The sequence below is a fragment of the Tardiphaga sp. 839_C3_N1_4 genome, assembly GCF_051811045.1.
In the GTDB taxonomy this organism is placed as follows: Bacteria; Pseudomonadota; Alphaproteobacteria; order Rhizobiales; family Xanthobacteraceae; genus Tardiphaga.
In genome coordinates this window covers 3,776,287-3,793,268 of sequence record NZ_JBPWQD010000001.1, presented here as the reverse complement: position 1 = coordinate 3,793,268, position 16,982 = coordinate 3,776,287, and the positions used below count along the sequence as shown (strand labels likewise).

The 16,982-nt window shown below is 58.0% G+C and carries 15 protein-coding genes; 14 read left to right on the top strand and 1 reads right to left on the bottom strand.

Going from position 1 to position 16,982, the window contains the following annotated elements:
• The first annotated feature begins 39 nt into the window (after positions 1–39).
• The 4 genes from AB8A38_RS18110 to AB8A38_RS18095 all read left to right on the top strand — a co-directional run bounded on the left by AB8A38_RS18110 (position 40) and on the right by AB8A38_RS18095 (position 4,131).
• On the top strand, positions 40–1,194 hold the full coding sequence (locus AB8A38_RS18110) for a histidine kinase dimerization/phosphoacceptor domain -containing protein (protein ID WP_315840121.1): 1,155 nt from the start codon (positions 40–42) through the stop codon (positions 1,192–1,194).
• Entirely contained in the window at positions 1,191–2,333 is a 1,143-nt protein-coding gene (locus tag AB8A38_RS18105; protein ID WP_315840122.1) for a sensor histidine kinase, read from the top strand. Before AB8A38_RS18110 ends, AB8A38_RS18105 begins: the two co-directional genes overlap by 4 nt.
• Positions 2,330–2,971 carry a response regulator transcription factor gene (locus tag AB8A38_RS18100; RefSeq protein ID WP_439086935.1) on the top strand — a complete coding sequence of 214 codons (642 nt, stop codon included), beginning with the start codon at positions 2,330–2,332 and terminating at the stop codon, positions 2,969–2,971. The genes AB8A38_RS18105 and AB8A38_RS18100 overlap by 4 nt, the downstream gene beginning before the upstream one ends.
• 173 nt (positions 2,972–3,144) lie before the next feature.
• Positions 3,145–4,131 (top strand): helix-turn-helix domain-containing protein, encoded by a 987-nt coding sequence (locus tag AB8A38_RS18095; RefSeq protein ID WP_439086934.1) that lies wholly within the window; start codon positions 3,145–3,147, stop codon positions 4,129–4,131.
• 162 nt (positions 4,132–4,293) lie between these two features.
• Here AB8A38_RS18095 and AB8A38_RS18090 read toward each other — a convergent pair whose 3' ends face one another.
• Entirely contained in the window at positions 4,294–4,977 is a 684-nt protein-coding gene (locus AB8A38_RS18090; protein WP_315840125.1) for a response regulator transcription factor, read from the bottom strand.
• 642 nt (positions 4,978–5,619) lie between these two features.
• Here AB8A38_RS18090 and AB8A38_RS18085 point away from each other — a divergent pair.
• The 10 genes from AB8A38_RS18085 to AB8A38_RS18040 all read left to right on the top strand — a co-directional run bounded on the left by AB8A38_RS18085 (position 5,620) and on the right by AB8A38_RS18040 (position 16,982).
• Positions 5,620–6,420, top strand: coding sequence for a response regulator transcription factor (locus tag AB8A38_RS18085; protein ID WP_315840126.1), 801 nt, complete (start codon positions 5,620–5,622; stop codon positions 6,418–6,420).
• Between the two features lie 559 nt (positions 6,421–6,979).
• Complete coding sequence (locus AB8A38_RS18080) at positions 6,980–7,702, top strand: sugar phosphate nucleotidyltransferase (protein ID WP_116659414.1); 723 nt, start codon at positions 6,980–6,982, stop codon at positions 7,700–7,702.
• A gap of 12 nt (positions 7,703–7,714) precedes the next feature.
• Entirely contained in the window at positions 7,715–8,914 is a 1,200-nt protein-coding gene (locus AB8A38_RS18075) for a DegT/DnrJ/EryC1/StrS family aminotransferase (RefSeq protein WP_410001759.1), read from the top strand.
• Positions 8,915–8,916: 2 nt separating this feature from the next.
• Entirely contained in the window at positions 8,917–9,621 is a 705-nt protein-coding gene (locus AB8A38_RS18070) for a sugar transferase (protein ID WP_315840127.1), read from the top strand.
• 5 nt (positions 9,622–9,626) lie between these two features.
• Positions 9,627–10,634 carry an SDR family NAD(P)-dependent oxidoreductase gene (locus tag AB8A38_RS18065; protein ID WP_315840128.1) on the top strand — a complete coding sequence of 336 codons (1,008 nt, stop codon included), beginning with the start codon at positions 9,627–9,629 and terminating at the stop codon, positions 10,632–10,634.
• 119 nt (positions 10,635–10,753) lie between these two features.
• Positions 10,754–11,923, top strand: coding sequence for a hypothetical protein (locus AB8A38_RS18060; RefSeq protein WP_315840129.1), 1,170 nt, complete (start codon positions 10,754–10,756; stop codon positions 11,921–11,923).
• On the top strand, positions 11,901–13,175 hold the full coding sequence (locus AB8A38_RS18055) for a polysaccharide biosynthesis/export family protein (RefSeq protein ID WP_315840130.1): 1,275 nt from the start codon (positions 11,901–11,903) through the stop codon (positions 13,173–13,175). The genes AB8A38_RS18060 and AB8A38_RS18055 overlap by 23 nt, the downstream gene beginning before the upstream one ends.
• Before the next feature lie 284 nt (positions 13,176–13,459).
• Complete coding sequence (locus AB8A38_RS18050; RefSeq protein ID WP_315840131.1) at positions 13,460–14,158, top strand: helix-turn-helix transcriptional regulator; 699 nt, start codon at positions 13,460–13,462, stop codon at positions 14,156–14,158.
• Positions 14,159–14,511: 353 nt separating this feature from the next.
• Entirely contained in the window at positions 14,512–15,732 is a 1,221-nt protein-coding gene (locus AB8A38_RS18045) for a glycosyltransferase (protein ID WP_439086933.1), read from the top strand.
• Positions 15,729–16,982 carry an O-antigen ligase family protein gene (locus AB8A38_RS18040; RefSeq protein WP_439086932.1) on the top strand — a complete coding sequence of 418 codons (1,254 nt, stop codon included), beginning with the start codon at positions 15,729–15,731 and terminating at the stop codon, positions 16,980–16,982. Before AB8A38_RS18045 ends, AB8A38_RS18040 begins: the two co-directional genes overlap by 4 nt.

The window sequence follows — 16,982 nt, the reverse complement described above, 5'->3', positions numbered from 1 at the left end:
GGCGTGATGGTTCGGATGACGCCGACATAAGTGCCTGACATGTGGAATGAACGCGATCGCATCGCGGCCTTGCATCGATACGATATTCTCGATTCTGCATCTGATGTGGATTTCGCAGACTTTGTGCAGATCGCATCGGATATCTGCGATGCGCCGATCGCGGCCATCAATCTGATAGATGGCGACCGGCACTGGACCCTTACCGGTATCGGGCGCGGCGATCGGGAACTGCCGCTCGATCATTCGATCTGCGCGCAGGCGATCCGCCAGACGGATCTTTTCGTGATCTCCGATCTGTCTTCGGATACACGCTTCCAGAATAATCCATTGGTGAGCGGGGGTCCCAGGCTCCGCTTCTATGCCAGCGCGCTGCTGGAAACACAGAATGGCCTGCCGATCGGTACCGTTTGTGTGTTGGACCACACGCCGCGCCCGGATGGTCTGTCGACACGCCAGCGCTTCACGCTGCAGGCGCTCGCGCGGCAGATCATGAACCAGCTCGAGCTCCGCCGCGCGATGATGGACATCACAACCGGAAACGCTGCGCGGGAAAGACTGGAAGCATCGCTGAACGAGAAGGAAGCCTTGCTCAAGGAAGTGCATCACCGCGTCAAGAATAACCTGCAACTCATCAGCAGTCTCCTGAATCTGCAGGCGTCGCGCATCAGCGACCCGATCACCGCGGCTCTGTTTGCGGACAGCCGCAACCGCGTGCGGTCGATGGCACTCGTGCATGAAAACCTTTATCGTGCCGGCAACTTCGCTGAGATCGAGATGCAGACCCATGTGCTCAGTCTGTGCACGCATCTGCGCCGCGCCTATGGGCGGGCTCGCGTCGAGATCACGGCCGAAAGTGATGACGTCACGCTGGATATGGATCGCGCGGTGTCCTGCGGCCTTATCATCAACGAGCTCGTGTCCAATGCGTTCAAGCACGCCTTTCCTAGCAAACGCAGCGGATATATCAAGGTTCGGTTCGGCAGCCGCGACGACGGGACATGCATTCTGACCGTGGCGGATGACGGCATCGGGATGCCCGAGCAGTTCGACTTCATCGAAACCAGATCACTCGGTCTGCAGCTGGTGCGCGATCTGGTCGAGCAGTTGCACGGCACTTTCTCGGTTGATCGCACCGGCGGCACCACCTGCACCCTTACATTCCAGGCTGGCCGTAGCGCGAGGCTTGCGCCATGACAACGCGCGCCCGCGTGATGGTGGTCGAAGATGATCGCATCGTTGCGCGCGATATTAGTGAGCAGCTCGGCCGGATCGGTCATTCCGTGATCGGGGTGACCGCCCGCGGCGAGGCGGCCGTTGAGCTTGCGATCAGCAATCGCCCCGATCTGGTGCTGATGGACATCCGTCTGGAAGGCGAGATAGACGGCATCGATGCCGCCCGGCAGATCCGCGCCAGATGCCAGATCCCGGTAGTGTTCCTCACGGCCTATGCCGATGACGAGACGGTTCGGCGCGCCAGTCAGGCCGAGCCGTTCGGCTATCTGCTCAAGCCGTTCGAGGATCTGCAACTGCGCACCGTGATCGAAATGGCCCTGTACAAGGACCGCGCCGACCGCAAGCTGCGCGAGAGCACGGCGGCGCTTCAGGTGGCGCATGCGGAGCTGGCGCGCATGTCGCGGATCACCACGATGGGGCAGCTCACCGCGTCCATTGCGCATGAAGTCAATCAGCCGCTGATGGCCGTTGTCATGAATGCCGAGGCCTGCGTGCAATGGCTCAAGGGCGAGAAGGCCAATGTCGGCGAAGCCCGCGCTGCCGCGGAGCGGGCCATCGCGGAGGGGCATCGCGCCGGAGCGATCATCCAGCGCGTCCGCGCGATTGCGCGCAACGCACCGGTGGTGTTCGAAGAGCTCGACCTGAACGAGATGATCGAAGGCGTCCTCTCGATCGTGCAGCCGGAACTGTCGCGGCGGGGGATTGCGCTGGAAGTCGATCTTCAGCCCGACCAGCCATCGATCATTGGTGATCGGGTGCAGCTGCAACAGGTAATGTTGAACCTGGTATCCAACGCGGCGGATGCCATCAATTCATCGGAGAATCTACAACGGCGTGTGACTGTTGTGTCGGCGATGGACCCACTGGGAGAGGTCTGCGTCACCGTCAAAGATGCGGGGGTGGGTATCGACCCCGATCATCTCGATATGATCTTCAATCCGTTCTTCACGACCAAGCGGGATGGCATTGGTATGGGGCTGTCGATCTGCCGTTCCATCATCGATGCCCATGGCGGAAGGCTCTGGGCGGAGCCACGCGTGCCCACTGGCACGCGCTTTCGCTTCACGCTGCCGCCACATACGCTGCAGGTGGCACCGTGATCGCAAACCCGGAGCCAGTCACCGCAGTTGTCGCCGTTATTGACGATGACAAGGGTATTCGCGAGGCCCTGGACGGCATGCTGCGCTCTGTCGGTCTTCAGGTCGAGTGCTTTGCCTCGGCGCAGGAGTTCCTGACCAAAGACGACCGGGACAAATTTGGCTGCATCGTTCTCGACGTGCATCTGCCCGGCCGCAACGGTCTCGATTTTCTCGATGATCTGGCTGCCCTGCGTGTCACAACGCCGGTGATCGTGATTAGCGGCTTTGCCGATGTGCCGATGTCGGTGCGGGCGATGAAGGCCGGCGCTATCGAATTCCTGACCAAGCCGGTTCGCGCGATGGATCTTCTCGCTGCGGTTGAGACGGCCGTGAAGCGCGATCGTGCAATGAAGCAGGCGGCCGAGAAAATCGCTGGCCTCAAGGCGGATTTCGAGACGTTGACGGTCAGGGAACGTGAGGTGTTCGCGCATGTCGCCGCCGGCTTGATGAACAAGCAGATTGCGGCTGCGCTGGACCTGAGCGAGGCCACGATCAAGCTCCACCGCGGCACGATGATGCGTAAGATGCGGGCGAACTCGCTCGCTGACATCGTGCGGATGGCCGACCAGTTGGGATATGAGCCTCCATCGCTCGCCTAGACCAAGGTCTAGTCAGCCTCCACCATGCTCCAATTGTCTGTCCGCATGCAATTCCGCATTCTGGAATCATGGAGCCGCAGCCATGTGCGTGGCTAAACTGAAATCTGAGGTAGTTTGTTGGGACGCATGAGAACGTCCGGGCGATCTGCAGCGTGCAGCGATGGGGGTGCATGATGGCGGGTACCCGAATTCCCGACGGTGCATCATATGCCGGACCGATCCACATGCTTGAGCCGTTGCCTGTTTCGCTGAAGCCGAAATCGAAGATCGATGTGTTCGGCTGTCCCGCCAGCAAACTCCACCAGGATCAGGAGCTGCGCGGCGCGGGGATCAAGTTTTTCCGCAAAGGGAGCGAGGATCCGCATCTCGGGCAGGTCGTGACCGCAGCCGACGATCGCGGTTTCCTGATCGGCATCTCGCAAGGTCGTGGTCATCGGCGGCGTGTTTTTCACGAGCATCACGCCACGGGCCAGGAGTTCGAGGAAGGCTCGATTTATATCCGAAACCTGGCGGATGATTATCGTGCCGATCTGCGCGGCGCGTTCGATTTTCTCCTGATGGAGGTGTCGCGGCCGTTCTTGATCGAACTGGCGCAGGAGCATGGGTGGCGCGGCGCGGTCGACCTTGCGTGCCACGCCGGTGACACTGATCCGGTCTTGTTGCGGCTCGTCAGCGTGGTCGAGCCCTTTCTGCAGAAGAGTAGCGAGGCGAGTCCGTTGTTCCTCGACCAGCTCGGAACAACGATCGGTATTCATCTGATCGAGCGATACAACAATGCGACCAGTCTCGAAGCCACGTCGCAGGGCGCGGCGTTATCGCGGCCGCAACTGGCGCTCGCCATCGAAATGCTGAGCAGCAACGCTGCCGGCAATGTGCGGGTTGCCGATGTTGCCCAGGCCTGCGGGTTGTCGCGCGGCTATTTCATTCGCGGCTTCAAGAAAGCGACGGGCAAGGCGCCTCACCAGTGGATACTGTCCCAGCGCGTCGAGCAGGCCCGAGGCCTTCTGATGAAAACCGATACGCCGTTGGCCGATGTCGCACTGGCTTGTGGCTTTGCCGATCAAAGCCACTTCACCCGCGTCTTTTCCGCGGCGACCGGACTGCCGCCGGGGGCATGGCGCCGCGCGAGTGGCAATGCAGGTTCCCCAGCGATTTTCTGAAGAAGGCCCACCGATGTCGCGCAGGGTGGTGAAGCCGCGCATCAGGGTCCTTTCAGCCTCCGCGCTGGCGGTAAGGTGGATGTTGCCGACCAGGCTTGTGCGCCAATCAGCGCCCGTATCAGCGTGGCAATGGCATATGGGTCAGCGTGCGGCTGCAGACGCTTAGTCACAATGAATCGACAGAGCCCGATCCTCAAGAAAGCCCCCACGTTCGTTGTGCGATATGGCAAGCGCCGCAAGCACTGTCCGGTTGTTGATTTCAAGCTTCTGATAGATGTGATGGAGATGTTGCTTGATGGTGCCGTCAGCAATATTCAGCCGTCGCCCAATTTCCTTGTTCGACAACCCTTCAGAGACCAGGCGCATGATCTGACGCTCGCGCTCTGTCAGCACCGCCAGAACACTCTCCGTGATCGCGATACTCTTTTGCTCGGAAGGTATAACGTGATTGACCGCGGGAAGCGGCAATAGCCTTTGGCCGGCCGCGATTTCCCGCAAGGACTGCACCAGGGGGTCGAGCGGCATGTCCTTCAGGATGACACCGTAGGCGCCAGCAGCAGCCGATAAAGCCAGTTGGCGATCTTCAACGACAGCGGTGAAAAAGACGACCCGCGTTGAAAGCCCCTCGGAGTTGGCGATGGCAACGATTTCCAGCCCGGTCAGGCCCGGCATTGCGATGTCTATAATGGCGATGTCCGGCGTTAAATTTCGAATCGCTTCGATACAGCTCGGGCCAGTGCTGCAGCACGCGACAATCTTGAAGCCGTTTTGCGCTTCAAGCACGCTCGTCAAACCTTGCAGAACCACAGGATGGCGGTCTGCGATCACGACACTGGTGCAACGCATGGGCGGTCCTCAGCCTAGCCCCCCAAAACTTAAACTCCACGCTACCCCGGATATTCCCTTCTTAGCCTAATTTTCGGGAGGCTCAAATTCGTTACGCTACATCGCAACGCAACAACGAAAACAGATCGCAACCTTGGGTGGATATGTCAGAAACTGTCACTCAAGGATGGATTTCCATATGACGAAGCACGCACTCCCTTTGCGGAGTCTGCGGTGATTTCCCCGTTTACTATTATGAACGACATCCCTCAGTACCGGCCGATCGCCTATAACTAAAGGTATATAGGGAGATCGGGAATTCGCATCTAACATTCATAAAATCGTCTCAAACGAGAAGGGAGGCTTCTTCAATTCGACGACGAAATGCTTCTAAAAAGACAGAGTTTCTTGCCGACTGAAAATATTCCAATGCCAAAATTTCTGCCGAAGAAGCGGGGCTTAACCGCCGACAGATCACCAAGAATGAGCTGAATTTCAATCGCTCCGTTTTTTTAAATCAGTTTGCGTATGGTTGGGAGGGTCGCGATGCGGAGGCAACAGTCTTTTTTTACAATTCTCGTTGGGAAAAATACTTTACTCAGAGAAGGTCTTGCCAGGATTTTACGCTCAGCAAATTTTCGTATCCTAGCCTCAGTATCAAGCGTGGATGATTTGCTCCCGGGTCAACCGCAAGCACACCAGCCTCTGCTTCTTATTGCTCACACCGGCGATGATTTTGACGCCGCGATTGAACAAATCGAACTTTTCAGGGACTACCATCCGGGCGGGCGCATTGCGATCGTGGCCGATCATTATCGAATGGACGAACTGGCTTCTGCGTTTCGGGCAGGTGCCAACGGCTACTTTGTCAACGTTATGACCTGCGATGTATTCATAAAATCCATCGAACTGATAATGATGGGTGAAACGATCTTTCCTCCGGCATTTCTATCATCTGTTCTTGCTCCCGAAGGCAGTCACCCAGGCGAGCCGGGCGCGCGCGACCAAAACAAGACGCAGGCGATTCTTATCGCTACAGAAGATATGACCACGCCGCAGCTTTCTCCGCGGGAAAAATCAATTTTGCACTGCCTGATTGAAGGCGCCTCCAACAAAAGCATCGCGCGGACGATCCATATCGCCGAAGCAACTGTAAAAGTCCACGTCAAGGCGATCCTTCGCAAGCTCCGGGTCCAGAATCGGACACAGGCAGCGATTTGGGGGATGAACAACGGATCACTGGCAGAGCCGGCAAACAGCAACTCTCCGCCTTTAGCTGGCGATTCGAACGGTCGGCTTTCAAATCCCGTTGCGATGATCTCCGAGATCAAGAAAAACGAGACGCCAGTGCCACTAGGTGTGATCAACCACGAGCCAAATCATATTGAGGTCTCGCGCATCGACGGTCTGATCCCTAAGGGCATCAACGGAAAGATCTGCGGCACGGCACGAATCGGCAAATAGTGAGCGATTGTTGACGCAGGCGAGCAAGTCGCGCCGATCGATGCTTGTCGGAGCGTGGCACTCACGCCGGTGAATCATCGAGCATGGACACGTGAGGCGCTGACGATCGCGCGTGTCCTTGCCGATGCGATTCAATAAATTATTCCAGCGATCTTCGGCGACGGTTAGTGCGATGTCGCTCGCGCGCGTGACGGATGCCGGGCGTCAGTTTTTAACAGGCTTGCTGAAAAGCCGGCTCGTTGCGTTGTCGTCGTCATTCCAAGCGCCGCGATATCAATCGTGCCTCGCGATATCACGCGTCAGCGATGTAGCCGAAGTCCGATCCGGTCTGTCCTGTCCCATCATGCGCCACTGCGAGCTGCAGTATTGCCGCTGCAATACGGTGCTCGCGTGCAATCCAACTATCATTCCGACATCTCATGCAAACGCACGAAGACGCGTGGATAGTCAGCGTCTAGTTTTCTCGTCAATGGCATTCCGGTTCGGCCATCAGCGCCAGATCGGGCTGTCGCGTTGATATGATGAACGATTGCGCGCTTCAGCAACACAGGAGGATAATATGAAGGCTGTCATCCAATGCGGCGGAAAGGGAATGCGCTTGCGTCCGCATACATCCATCTTGCCGAAACCGCTTATGCCGATCGGATCGCGGCCCGTACTCGAGCTCCTGCTCAAATGGCTCAGGCGAAATGGGATCAGAGAAGTCTTCATCACGACTGGATATCTGGGCCACCTTATTCGCAGTGTTTGCGGCGACGGCAATCAGTGGAACATGCAGATCGTTTACACGCAGGAAGTGGAGCCGCTTGGAACGATCGGCCCGCTGTCACTTCTGCGAGAACAACTCGACACGCCGTTTCTGGTCCTCAACGGCGATGTGCTGACGGATCTGAACCTCAGTCAGTTTGTGAGCTGTCATCGACGGCACCAAGGTCCCCTCACCATCGCCACCGCCACACGTCCTACCAAGATGGACTTTGGCGTGATCGATGAGACGGGCGGTTGCGTGACCGGATTTCGCGAGAAGCCTGAACTGTCGCATCTCGTGAGCATGGGCATCTACTGCATGGATCCCTCGGTGCTGGATCGCATTCCGTCAGGTGTTCCATTCGGCTTCGACGATCTGATGGCCCAGATGTTGGAAGAGGAAATACCCGTGAACGTATTCAAGCACAACGGCATGTGGCTCGACATCGGGCGGGTGGACGACTTCCTCAAGGCTCAGGATATTGCATGGGACGAGCAGTCGCCTCCGGCCTTCGTGGCAACCGTTGCGGCGTGACCAAGACGCCGCTTGTCACGTCTGTTGCCCGTGCCGCTCAAACGTTTCGTTGAATCCGGGATCGGAGAAAAGCACATGCTATTGGTATCAGAGCCAGTCCTGGGTTCGGACGAGCAAACAGCCCTAGCCTCTGTCATCGAGAGTGGCTGGGTCACGATGGGAGACCGCGTCCGCGAATTCGAACAAGCGTTCGCCCATCTTCATGAGGCTGAGGATTCGATCGCCGTCGGCTCGTGTACGGCAGCCCTCCACCTCATCCTGCACGCGCTCGGCATTGGACCGGGCGACGAAGTTCTCGTTCCATCGCTGACCTTCGTCGCCACGGCCAATAGCGTTCTCTATGTGGGAGCGCGACCGGTCTTCGTCGATATCGATTCAGCCGAGATTCCGTTGATGTCGCTGGATGATGCTGAAGCCAAATGCACATCGAGAACCAAAGCGATTATTCTCGTCCATTTCGCTGGCTACCTCGCGCATCGCGACACGTGGCAGTCCTTCGCTCGTCGCAAGGGCCTGCTCCTGATCGAGGATGCAGCTCATGCGCCCGGACTGGCCGCAGTGGGGACCTTTGGCGAGGCGGCAGCATTCAGCTTCTACGGCAACAAGAACATGACGACCGCCGAGGGGGGCGCCATTATCGCCCGCAGCCGCGCTTTGAGGGAAACCATCAGGCGAGCACGGTCTCATGGCATGACAAGCAGCACGCGGCAGCGCCTCACCAGTCGTCGTCCCGATTACGATGTTACGATCCTCGGATTCAACTATCGTATGGACGATTTGCGCGCTGCCGTCGGCCTTGCCCAACTCAAGAAGCTTCCGGAATGGAATGACACCAGGCGACGCCTGTCGCTGTGCTATCGTCAGTTGATGGCGGAGCATTGCCCAGCGGTGATGATACCCTTCGCGAATCCTTGGCCATCGGCGCACCATCTGATGCCGGTCGTCCTGCCGACGGCAACCGATCGGCAGCCCGTAATCGATCGGCTACGCAAGCGCGGCATACAGACCACCATTCACTATCCCGCGGTCCACCACCTGACATTCTACAGAGAGCTCTATCCCGATACATTCTTGCCGCGCACCGAGGAATTTGCCCAACGGGAGCTCACGCTGCCGCTGCACCCCCGGATGAACCCGGCCGACGTGGAACAGGTGGTGAATTCCCTTGCGGCCGCACTGGGCACGGAGTTTCCTTTAGGGGCAATCGCGTAGCCATGCGCGAGGCAGCGAACCAGCTCCTGGCGTCAACTCCTGTTACGCAGGTGGGCTTGCGGCGCGCCCTTGATATTCTGTTTGCCGGTGCTGCGACAGTCACTCTCGCTCCTCTCTTCCTGATCGTAGCACTCGCTATCTGGATCGAAGGAGGAAGGCCGATTTTGTTCTCGCAACTTCGTCTCGGGCAAAATGGACGACCATTCCGCATGTACAAATTTCGCAAGTTCAGGCCGGATTGCGACCGGCATGGATGTCCGCTCACAATGGAGGGAGACGGCCGCCTGACTAGAATTGGCCGCATCCTCGCAGCGAGCAAGCTGGACGAGTTACCGCAACTCTGGAACGTTCTGCGCGGCGACATGGCGCTCGTGGGACCGCGGCCTGAATCGCTCGCATTCTTCGATTGCTTTCACGGTGGGTTCGAGAAGCTTCTCGACCACAAGCCCGGTCTTGTTGGTCCGTGCCAGGTGATGTTTCGACATGAAAGCAAGCTCTATCCCGCTGACGTTGCGGCTGTGGATTTCTATCGACAAGTTCTGTTCCCGACCAAGGCGAAAATCGATCTCGCTTATTTCCCGCGCCGAACACTGGCTTCTGATCTCGGCTGGATTGTTCGTGCGGCCTGGGCAATCGCGGTGGGATCGTGGACCGAATGCACGCCGAAGAATCAATCGGAAGACTCTGAACAACAAACCGGACATTGACGGCCATGAATTACCTTGGTGCCAGAATTCTCGTTACGGGAGCCGACGGTTTCATTGGTTCGCACCTGACCGAAGCGCTTGTTTCGGCAGGAGCCAACGTCACCGCTCTTGCCCAGTACAATTCCTTCGATAGCCATGGTTGGCTGGACGATCTGCCAGACTCGACTCGAAAGAAAGTCAATCTCGTTCGCGGCGACATCCGCGATGCGGCTTTCGTTGGTCGCCTCGTACCCGGCCACGAAATCGTCTTTCATCTCGCGGCACTGATCGCGATCCCCTATTCCTACGTCGCTGCGCAATCCTACATCGAAACGAACGTGCTCGGCACCTTGAATGTGCTCGAAGCGGCGCGGCAGTACGGCACCGAGCGGGTCATTCATACGTCGACCAGCGAGGTCTACGGCACGGCCATAACAATGCCGATCGATGAGACTCATCCGCTGCAGGGACAATCGCCGTATTCAGCTTCTAAAATAGCCGCGGACATGATGGCAGGGGCCTTTGCGAAGTCGTTCGGCGTACCGGTCGTCATCCTCAGACCATTCAATACATTTGGGCCACGACAGAGCGAAAGGGCGATCATCGCTGCCATCATACGGCAAGCGCTAGACCCTTCCTGCCCCGCGATCATGATCGGGGATGCAACGACCGTGCGCGACCTTACATTCGTCGCGGATACGGCAGCCGCGTTCATGGCTGCCGGGCTGGCCGAGGGCATCGAATACGGCCAGCCATATAACGCAGGTAGTCAGCGGGCGATCATGATCCGCGACCTGATTGATGTCATCGTCGACCTTACTTCCAGCGACAAGCCTGTGCTTCAGGATGAGAAGCGTCTGCGACCGACAAATTCGGAAGTGCGAGCGTTGCTCGCTGATTGTACCCGCTTCGTCCATGCAACGGGATGGTCACCGCAGGTTACGCTGCGGGAAGGGTTGGAACGGACAGTGGACTGGTGGCGTCATCGCCTTTCGGGAAAGCAAGTCCGGCGGCAGAGGGATTTCATCACATGATGGCCCGGCTGGGTTATGCCCGAGCTCTCCTGTGCTGTGGCGCCCTTGTCTTGCTCGCTTCCTCAAGACCCGCCTCAACCGAATCGCTCGCAAACGCCCAATTCCTCCCGGCGCCCGCCATGGATTTGCCTGGCTATCTCGCGCCAGCCGCCGACGCATCCCTCGGTACGACCTTTGTACGTGTGACCACGCCTGACAGTCCGATGGGAAACGGCATGGTTTGCAAGCGTTCCTACTGCACTCATCGCTATTCGAGCGCGCAGGCGTGGAACGCCAACCAGAGCCTGCTTTTGATTGTCAACGGCTGCAATGGCCTGTGCTTTCTTGATGGGCGCACTTATGCTCCACTGTTCCGGCGACAGCGCGGGGGTGAATGCGAATGGCATCCGCAAGATCCGGAGCTCATGATTTGTGTCGCCGGGCGCCGCATTTCGCGATGGTCGCCGCGAAGCAACGCCGAAGACGTAATTCTTGAGACTGAAGCATATCGCGAGCTTCAATTCGGCCCCTACAAGGGCAATCCCTCATGGGACGGCAACCGTATCGTGGTGCGCGCCATCAGCCAACAGGGCACGCTTGTCGCATTTGCGTTGGATCTTTCGGACCGCCGGAAATTTCCCGACATCGACTTGGCGCGAATTCCCGGTAAAAACAGCTATTGCGGGATCTCGCCGCTGGGCAAGCACATATTCTGCCAGCAGTCTCTCATTGACTTCACGGATCAAGCATTTGTCTTCAGCATTGAGGGCGATCTCCTGCAGAGCTGGACCGAGCATCACCGGCCCGGCCACGGCGACATGACTGTCGATATCGATGGCTATGAAGTTTATGTAGGCATCAGCAAGTCGGCGCCCGACAAGTATCAGGTCATCAAACGGAGACTCCAGGACGGACAGGTCACGGCGCTCGCTCCCTATGGAGAAGCTCAGCATGCATCGATGCGAGCGATACGCCGTCCCGGCTGGGTCTTCATGAGTTATGCCGGCGCCGCGCTCGCTCCCGCCGGCGGTAAGAAAGTAGCTCCGTTCGCTCAGGAAGTTATCGCACTTAAAATCGATGGCAGTGGTGAGTTTCGACGTATCGCGCATACGCGCAATGCTCCGTATGACTATTGGAGCGAAACGCATGGCTCACCTTCTCCTGATGGATCGCAAGTCATCTGGTCGAGCAACTGGGGGCAACGAGGCGGGCCGGTATTTGATTTTGTTTCCCGCATCGACTGGTCTGATCGAGACAGCGGAAACGACTTAGCGCAAGGAGATCGTCATGAAGGGCAACAGGCGCAGTAAGACTTTCAGCTATGTCTCCGTCAGCTTCTGGGCAGGAATCGTTGTCTTGGCGGGCAGCGACGCTTGCCTTGGAGCTCAATACAGCCTCGCGCCGGGCGATACTGTCGAGGTATCCGTCGGTGGAGCGCCTGAACAGCGCAATAGAGCTCAGATCCAGATTGACGGCACCATTGCTCTTCCCGGGGTCGGTACGGTGCCGGTTGCTGGTCTGACGCCGTCGGAACTACAGACCCGCATGGAGACGCTGCTGCAGTCCAGGATTCTGCGTCAGCGCTCACCCGATGGGCGCGAGCAGGCGCTCGTCATCAAGCCTGGGGACGTGATCACTAGCGTCGTGGAATATCGACCGATCTACGTCACTGGCGATGTTCTCACGCCCGGACAGTTGGTGTATCGCGCGTCCATGACCGTACGCCAAGCGGTTGCGGTCGCCGGGGGCTTTAGTCTGTTGCGTTCTCGCGGTCAGATCGGTGCCGTCGATCCGGCGGATCTGTTGCGCGATTACCAATCTTTGTCGACCGAGTACATCAAAGAGTATATCCACGTGATCCGCACCAATGCGGAACTCCAGGGAAATGACAGCTTCGATCAGAAGATACCCAGCGAAGTATCTTTGCCGGCCTCCGTCATCGAGTCGATCATGCAATCCGAGGCGGCGTCGCTAAAGACCGCGCAAATCGACTATCGTAAGGAACGAAGCTTTCTGGAGGATGCTGTCAAACAATCGGAAGCGCAGCTCGTAACTCTCAGGAAGCAGCAAGACGGTGAGGAAAAGGGTGTTCAGGCCGATGAGGATGAGCTGGATCGGGTAGCCAAGTTGTTTGGCGCAGGATCATTGCCAAGCCCCCGTGTTACGGAAAGCCGACGCGCTCTTCTGTTGTCGTCGACAAGGCGTCTTCAGACGATGGTCGAAGTCATGCGGCTGCAACGTCAGCGCGACGACTTCGTGCGCCAGATCGAGCGGGTCGCTAATCAGCGAACCATCAATCTGTTGCGCGAGCTGAAGGATTCGACCGTTCGCATGGCGGACTTACGGGTTAAATTGCAGGCGTTGAGTCAAAAATTGCAGCCTGTCGGTGGTGCGGGAGCACTGCCTGTCGGAACCAGCGATCTCCGAGCAGAAGTAACGATCGCGCGAAAGGTCGGCCAGCAGTGGAACAGGATCATTGCATCAGTTGATTTCGATGTAGAACCGGGAGATGTGGTCGAAGTTTCGCTGCGCCCTTCGGGAGTAGCCAGCGCATCCAATTGAGCCATTGGCACAAGCGGGGGTACCCACAAAGGATACCGCGTTAACGATCTCTGGCCGGATACCTGCACAAAACTGCGCGCTGAGGCGCGCATCGCTTTTCCGGCCGACATTTCCTCCATGTCATTCAGGCCGCTAGAGGCCCCACGAATAGTAGACTGCCTCAGCAAAATGTGCAGTCGGGTTACCCCAATTTGAACATTTACATGGCTCGTTGAAATTGGAATGCTTTCCCTCCGATCAATCCTTGTCATTCGATTGAAGTAGTAGGCGAAGGGAATGACGACATGTTGAATTTGAACCAGAGTGCCACATTGCCCGGCGCAATTGCATCGCTTCATCCCTGCAGGGAATCCATCTTTAACATTTCGAATCGTGCTCCCGCTATCCGGCCAGAGGCTGATCCAGGCAAGAAGCCCGACCTTGGCGAACAACGTGACGTCCTACACGCAGTTCTGGCGCGTATTGGCTGCGGGCAAGTTCTGCTCAAACGTGGCTGCGTGCTTGACGTCAGCGCAATCGGACGTGCGATATTGGAACGCGAATGCAACCTCACCACTAGCCCTGAAACGCTCTACAGCGCCGTCAAGCAGCTGGTGAGCCGCGCGGGGGCCCAAATTCCCGTTGGCTCGACATCATGGCTCGCGACTTCCTTCAAGGAGGGCGTCACCAGCCTTGTAAGCCAGATGGTCAATGTTTGGACGGATGAGACCAGCACCATCATTCTGCTCGATCTCGACGCTCATCCAGAGCCGACGCCCCAGGCGCTCCGGTGTTTGTTCGGCTTCACAGCCGCGGAAACCCAGCTTGCAGTCGAATTGGCGCGCGGCCATAATTTGCTTGATATTGCTCGCGCCCGACGACTGAGCCGGACGACGATCCGTTCACACTTGGCCTCCCTGTTCGTCAAGACACAGACACGGCGGCAGGCGGAGCTGGTTGCATTACTCGGGCGTGTCGCCGTCCTGCCTTCTCCCGGTAATTGAGTCCGACGATAGGCACCCAGGCAAGCCTCCTTGTGCGTCCAGGCATAAACACAGCGCAAGTGAAACGGGTCGCCGACAGGCCCGCTTTGCTCCGACGTTTGAACTGAGTCCGGATCTGACGACGCGACGCTTCAGCTTGCGTACATCATGCCAAAATCGCTTCGGAGTAATCCTCGTGGTGTCGATGTCTCAATTCTTCGGGATCGCCTAGTACTTCCGACGCGGCCGTCATTCGAACGAATGAAGACACTTTGTGATCGCCTCGTAAGCTCACACCGTCCGCTCATATTCGATCTGTAGCCGATTCTTCGGATCGACTGAGCTGCATTCTGATTGCGACCGAAAGGATTAGCATGACGTTGCATGTGCTTTGTGTGGGAGGCGAGGATCATGCCCTGCGGATCCCATTTCTGGCAGCTTTGCGCAGTCGTGGCTTTCGGGTGAGCGCTGCCGGTACCGGCGCTGCACTCCCGTTCTCAAATAGCGGCATCGATTATCATCGCTATGACTTCAATAGATTCGGCGCACGGGTTGCGGACCGCCTAGCTGTCGGCCAGCTCTCACAGCTTGTGCGTGGCATTCGACCGGACGTTGTTCAAACGTTCGATACCAAACCAAATCTGCTTGCCCCTCTTGCGGTGAGAGGCGCAATCCCCATTGTGCGCACCATCAACGGAATGGGTTGGGTATTCTCCTCGGCGCACCTGAAGGCTCTTGCATTAAGGCCAGCCTACTTGGCGCTGCAGCGGTTGGCTGCCTGCTGGACCTCGGCAACGGTATTTCAAAACAAGGAGGATGGCGACTTTTTCCGCCGCTATCGTCTGCTTGGCAACAGCCCCGCTGTACTGATCGGAAGTTCGGGAATCGATGTCGACGCTTTCGACACAGCGCGGGCCCAGGCGCCGTCCACCGCACAACTTCGTAGAGAACTCGGACTCGGTGACGACGAAGTCGTCATGACTGTGAGCCGACTGACCGTACAGAAGGGCATACCCACGTTTCTGGATGCGGCGGCGATTGTCCGCGAAGCGCGGCCCCGGGTTCGTTTCGTGCTTGTCGGTCCAAGGGAGAGCGAAGGTCCTTTCGCCGTGGATCAGGCTTTGATCGATCGATACGCACCACACGTAATCGCTCTCGGTGCGCGATCCGACGTTCCTGCGCTTCTGGGGATTGCGAATGTCTTTGCCTTCCCGACGGAGTATCGCGAAGGAATCCCCCGTGTTCTGCTGGAAGCAGGATTGGCGGGTGTGCCTATTGTCGCCACGCGTATGCCAGGCTGCGGCGATGTTGTGGTGGAGAACTGCAATGGCCATCTGGTGCCGCCCCGGGACCCGCGTGCGCTCGCTGCAGCCATTCTCGATCTTCTCCAGCATCCTGCCCGCGCAGAGAGCATGGGACAGCGCTCGATCGCACTCGTGCGCCGTGAATTCGACCTGAACGTCGTGGCTGACCGCTACGCCGATCTTTACAGGAAGCTGATTCTCACCGGGAGGCGAAGCGAAGATCCGGCTGTTTTATCTCGTGACATCCATGAAGATCGAAGGGTTAGCCAGCACGGCGGGAAATCACCATGATCGCCAATGCGCTTCTCTCTTTTGGCATCGTACTTACGACAGCTTCACAACTGCGCCTTCCCGGGGTTCCGCTGGGTGTTGGCGAGGTCTGTCTTGTCCTGTGGCTAGCCTTCGTCTCATTGCGAGTCATTGTTACCGGCCAGATTTACAACGCGACAGCTTTGCTCCGAATCGGTGCGTTTTGGGCGTGTCTTGCACTCGCCCTGAGCATAGGGACATGCGTGGCCTATCTGAGCCAGGAGCTGGATCTTCCTACGATGTTGCACGACACCTTCGCGTATCTGTTGGTGGCAACTTTGACCTGCCTCATCGTCGCAACGATGGAAGCCAACGCTGCCCTACGTCAAACCCAATGGTTCCTGCTCGCTTTCTGGAACATCGCACTGGTCCTTCAGATCGCTGCGGGCTGGTCCATCATCAGCCTACCGTCGGTCGATCCATGGTATTGGGATCGATTTCGAGGCTGGGCGGAGAATCCCAATCAGATCGCTCTCTATTGCGCCGTTTTGACGCCGCTGTCTCTCAGCCTTGCCCTATCGGCCAAAGGGTTTGGCCGCATCGCGGCATCATTCAGTTGCCTGCTAACCTTCGCCGTCGGGCGCCTGACCAAAAGCGATACATTTCTTGTTGCGATGGTGATTGCCACCGCGATCTTTTCTTTGCTGCGTTTGCGCAGTTGGCTGACCTCGCCACAGCACAGACTGAATTTCCGGTCGATGGTCGCGGTTCTGGTCATCGCCGCCGCCGTCCCTCTGGCGCTCGCATTAGCACCGTATGCCGTTGCGACCGCCGATGAGTTTGAAGGTCTGGCAATCAGTCTGGCCAAGGACCGTGGCGGCGAGGCAACGAAGCGCACCGCGTCTCTGCGACTACAACTCTGGGAAGATGCACTCCATCGGGGGCTGGAAACCGGATCGCTCGGGCTGGGGCCAGGCCCGCATCTCGAGAAGCCGAACGTCGCCAATAACAAGGCGCTTCCAACTCCTTTCGAAGCCCATAGCACACTGCTGGATATATTTACGCAAGGTGGCCTGCTCGCTGTGATTGCCGTTTGCGGCCTCTTCGCAGGCACGTTCATACTCATGTTCCGCGCGAAGCTCGATGCTCTGGCAGCATTGTTCGTTGCGCTGGCCATTTTCAGCATCAGCCATTTCATCTTGCGTCATCCCATTGTGTGGTTCGCGTTCGCTCTCAGTCTGATCCTCGGATCGGCGCGGGCCTCGCCGCCGCGCACGCGCATCGGAAGCTAG

Coding starts and splice junctions, on each gene's coding strand:
- AB8A38_RS18110 (WP_315840121.1), top strand. CDS start 40: ATGTGGAATGAACGCGATCGCATCGCGGCCTTGCATCGATACGATATT.
- AB8A38_RS18105 (WP_315840122.1), top strand. CDS start 1,191: ATGACAACGCGCGCCCGCGTGATGGTGGTCGAAGATGATCGCATCGTT.
- AB8A38_RS18095 (WP_439086934.1), top strand. CDS start 3,145: ATGGCGGGTACCCGAATTCCCGACGGTGCATCATATGCCGGACCGATC.
- AB8A38_RS18090 (WP_315840125.1), bottom strand. CDS start 4,977: ATGCGTTGCACCAGTGTCGTGATCGCAGACCGCCATCCTGTGGTTCTG.
- AB8A38_RS18080 (WP_116659414.1), top strand. CDS start 6,980: ATGAAGGCTGTCATCCAATGCGGCGGAAAGGGAATGCGCTTGCGTCCG.
- AB8A38_RS18070 (WP_315840127.1), top strand. CDS start 8,917: ATGCGCGAGGCAGCGAACCAGCTCCTGGCGTCAACTCCTGTTACGCAG.
- AB8A38_RS18065 (WP_315840128.1), top strand. CDS start 9,627: ATGAATTACCTTGGTGCCAGAATTCTCGTTACGGGAGCCGACGGTTTC.
- AB8A38_RS18060 (WP_315840129.1), top strand. CDS start 10,754: ATGGATTTGCCTGGCTATCTCGCGCCAGCCGCCGACGCATCCCTCGGT.
- AB8A38_RS18055 (WP_315840130.1), top strand. CDS start 11,901: ATGAAGGGCAACAGGCGCAGTAAGACTTTCAGCTATGTCTCCGTCAGC.
- AB8A38_RS18050 (WP_315840131.1), top strand. CDS start 13,460: ATGTTGAATTTGAACCAGAGTGCCACATTGCCCGGCGCAATTGCATCG.
- AB8A38_RS18045 (WP_439086933.1), top strand. CDS start 14,512: ATGACGTTGCATGTGCTTTGTGTGGGAGGCGAGGATCATGCCCTGCGG.
- AB8A38_RS18040 (WP_439086932.1), top strand. CDS start 15,729: ATGATCGCCAATGCGCTTCTCTCTTTTGGCATCGTACTTACGACAGCT.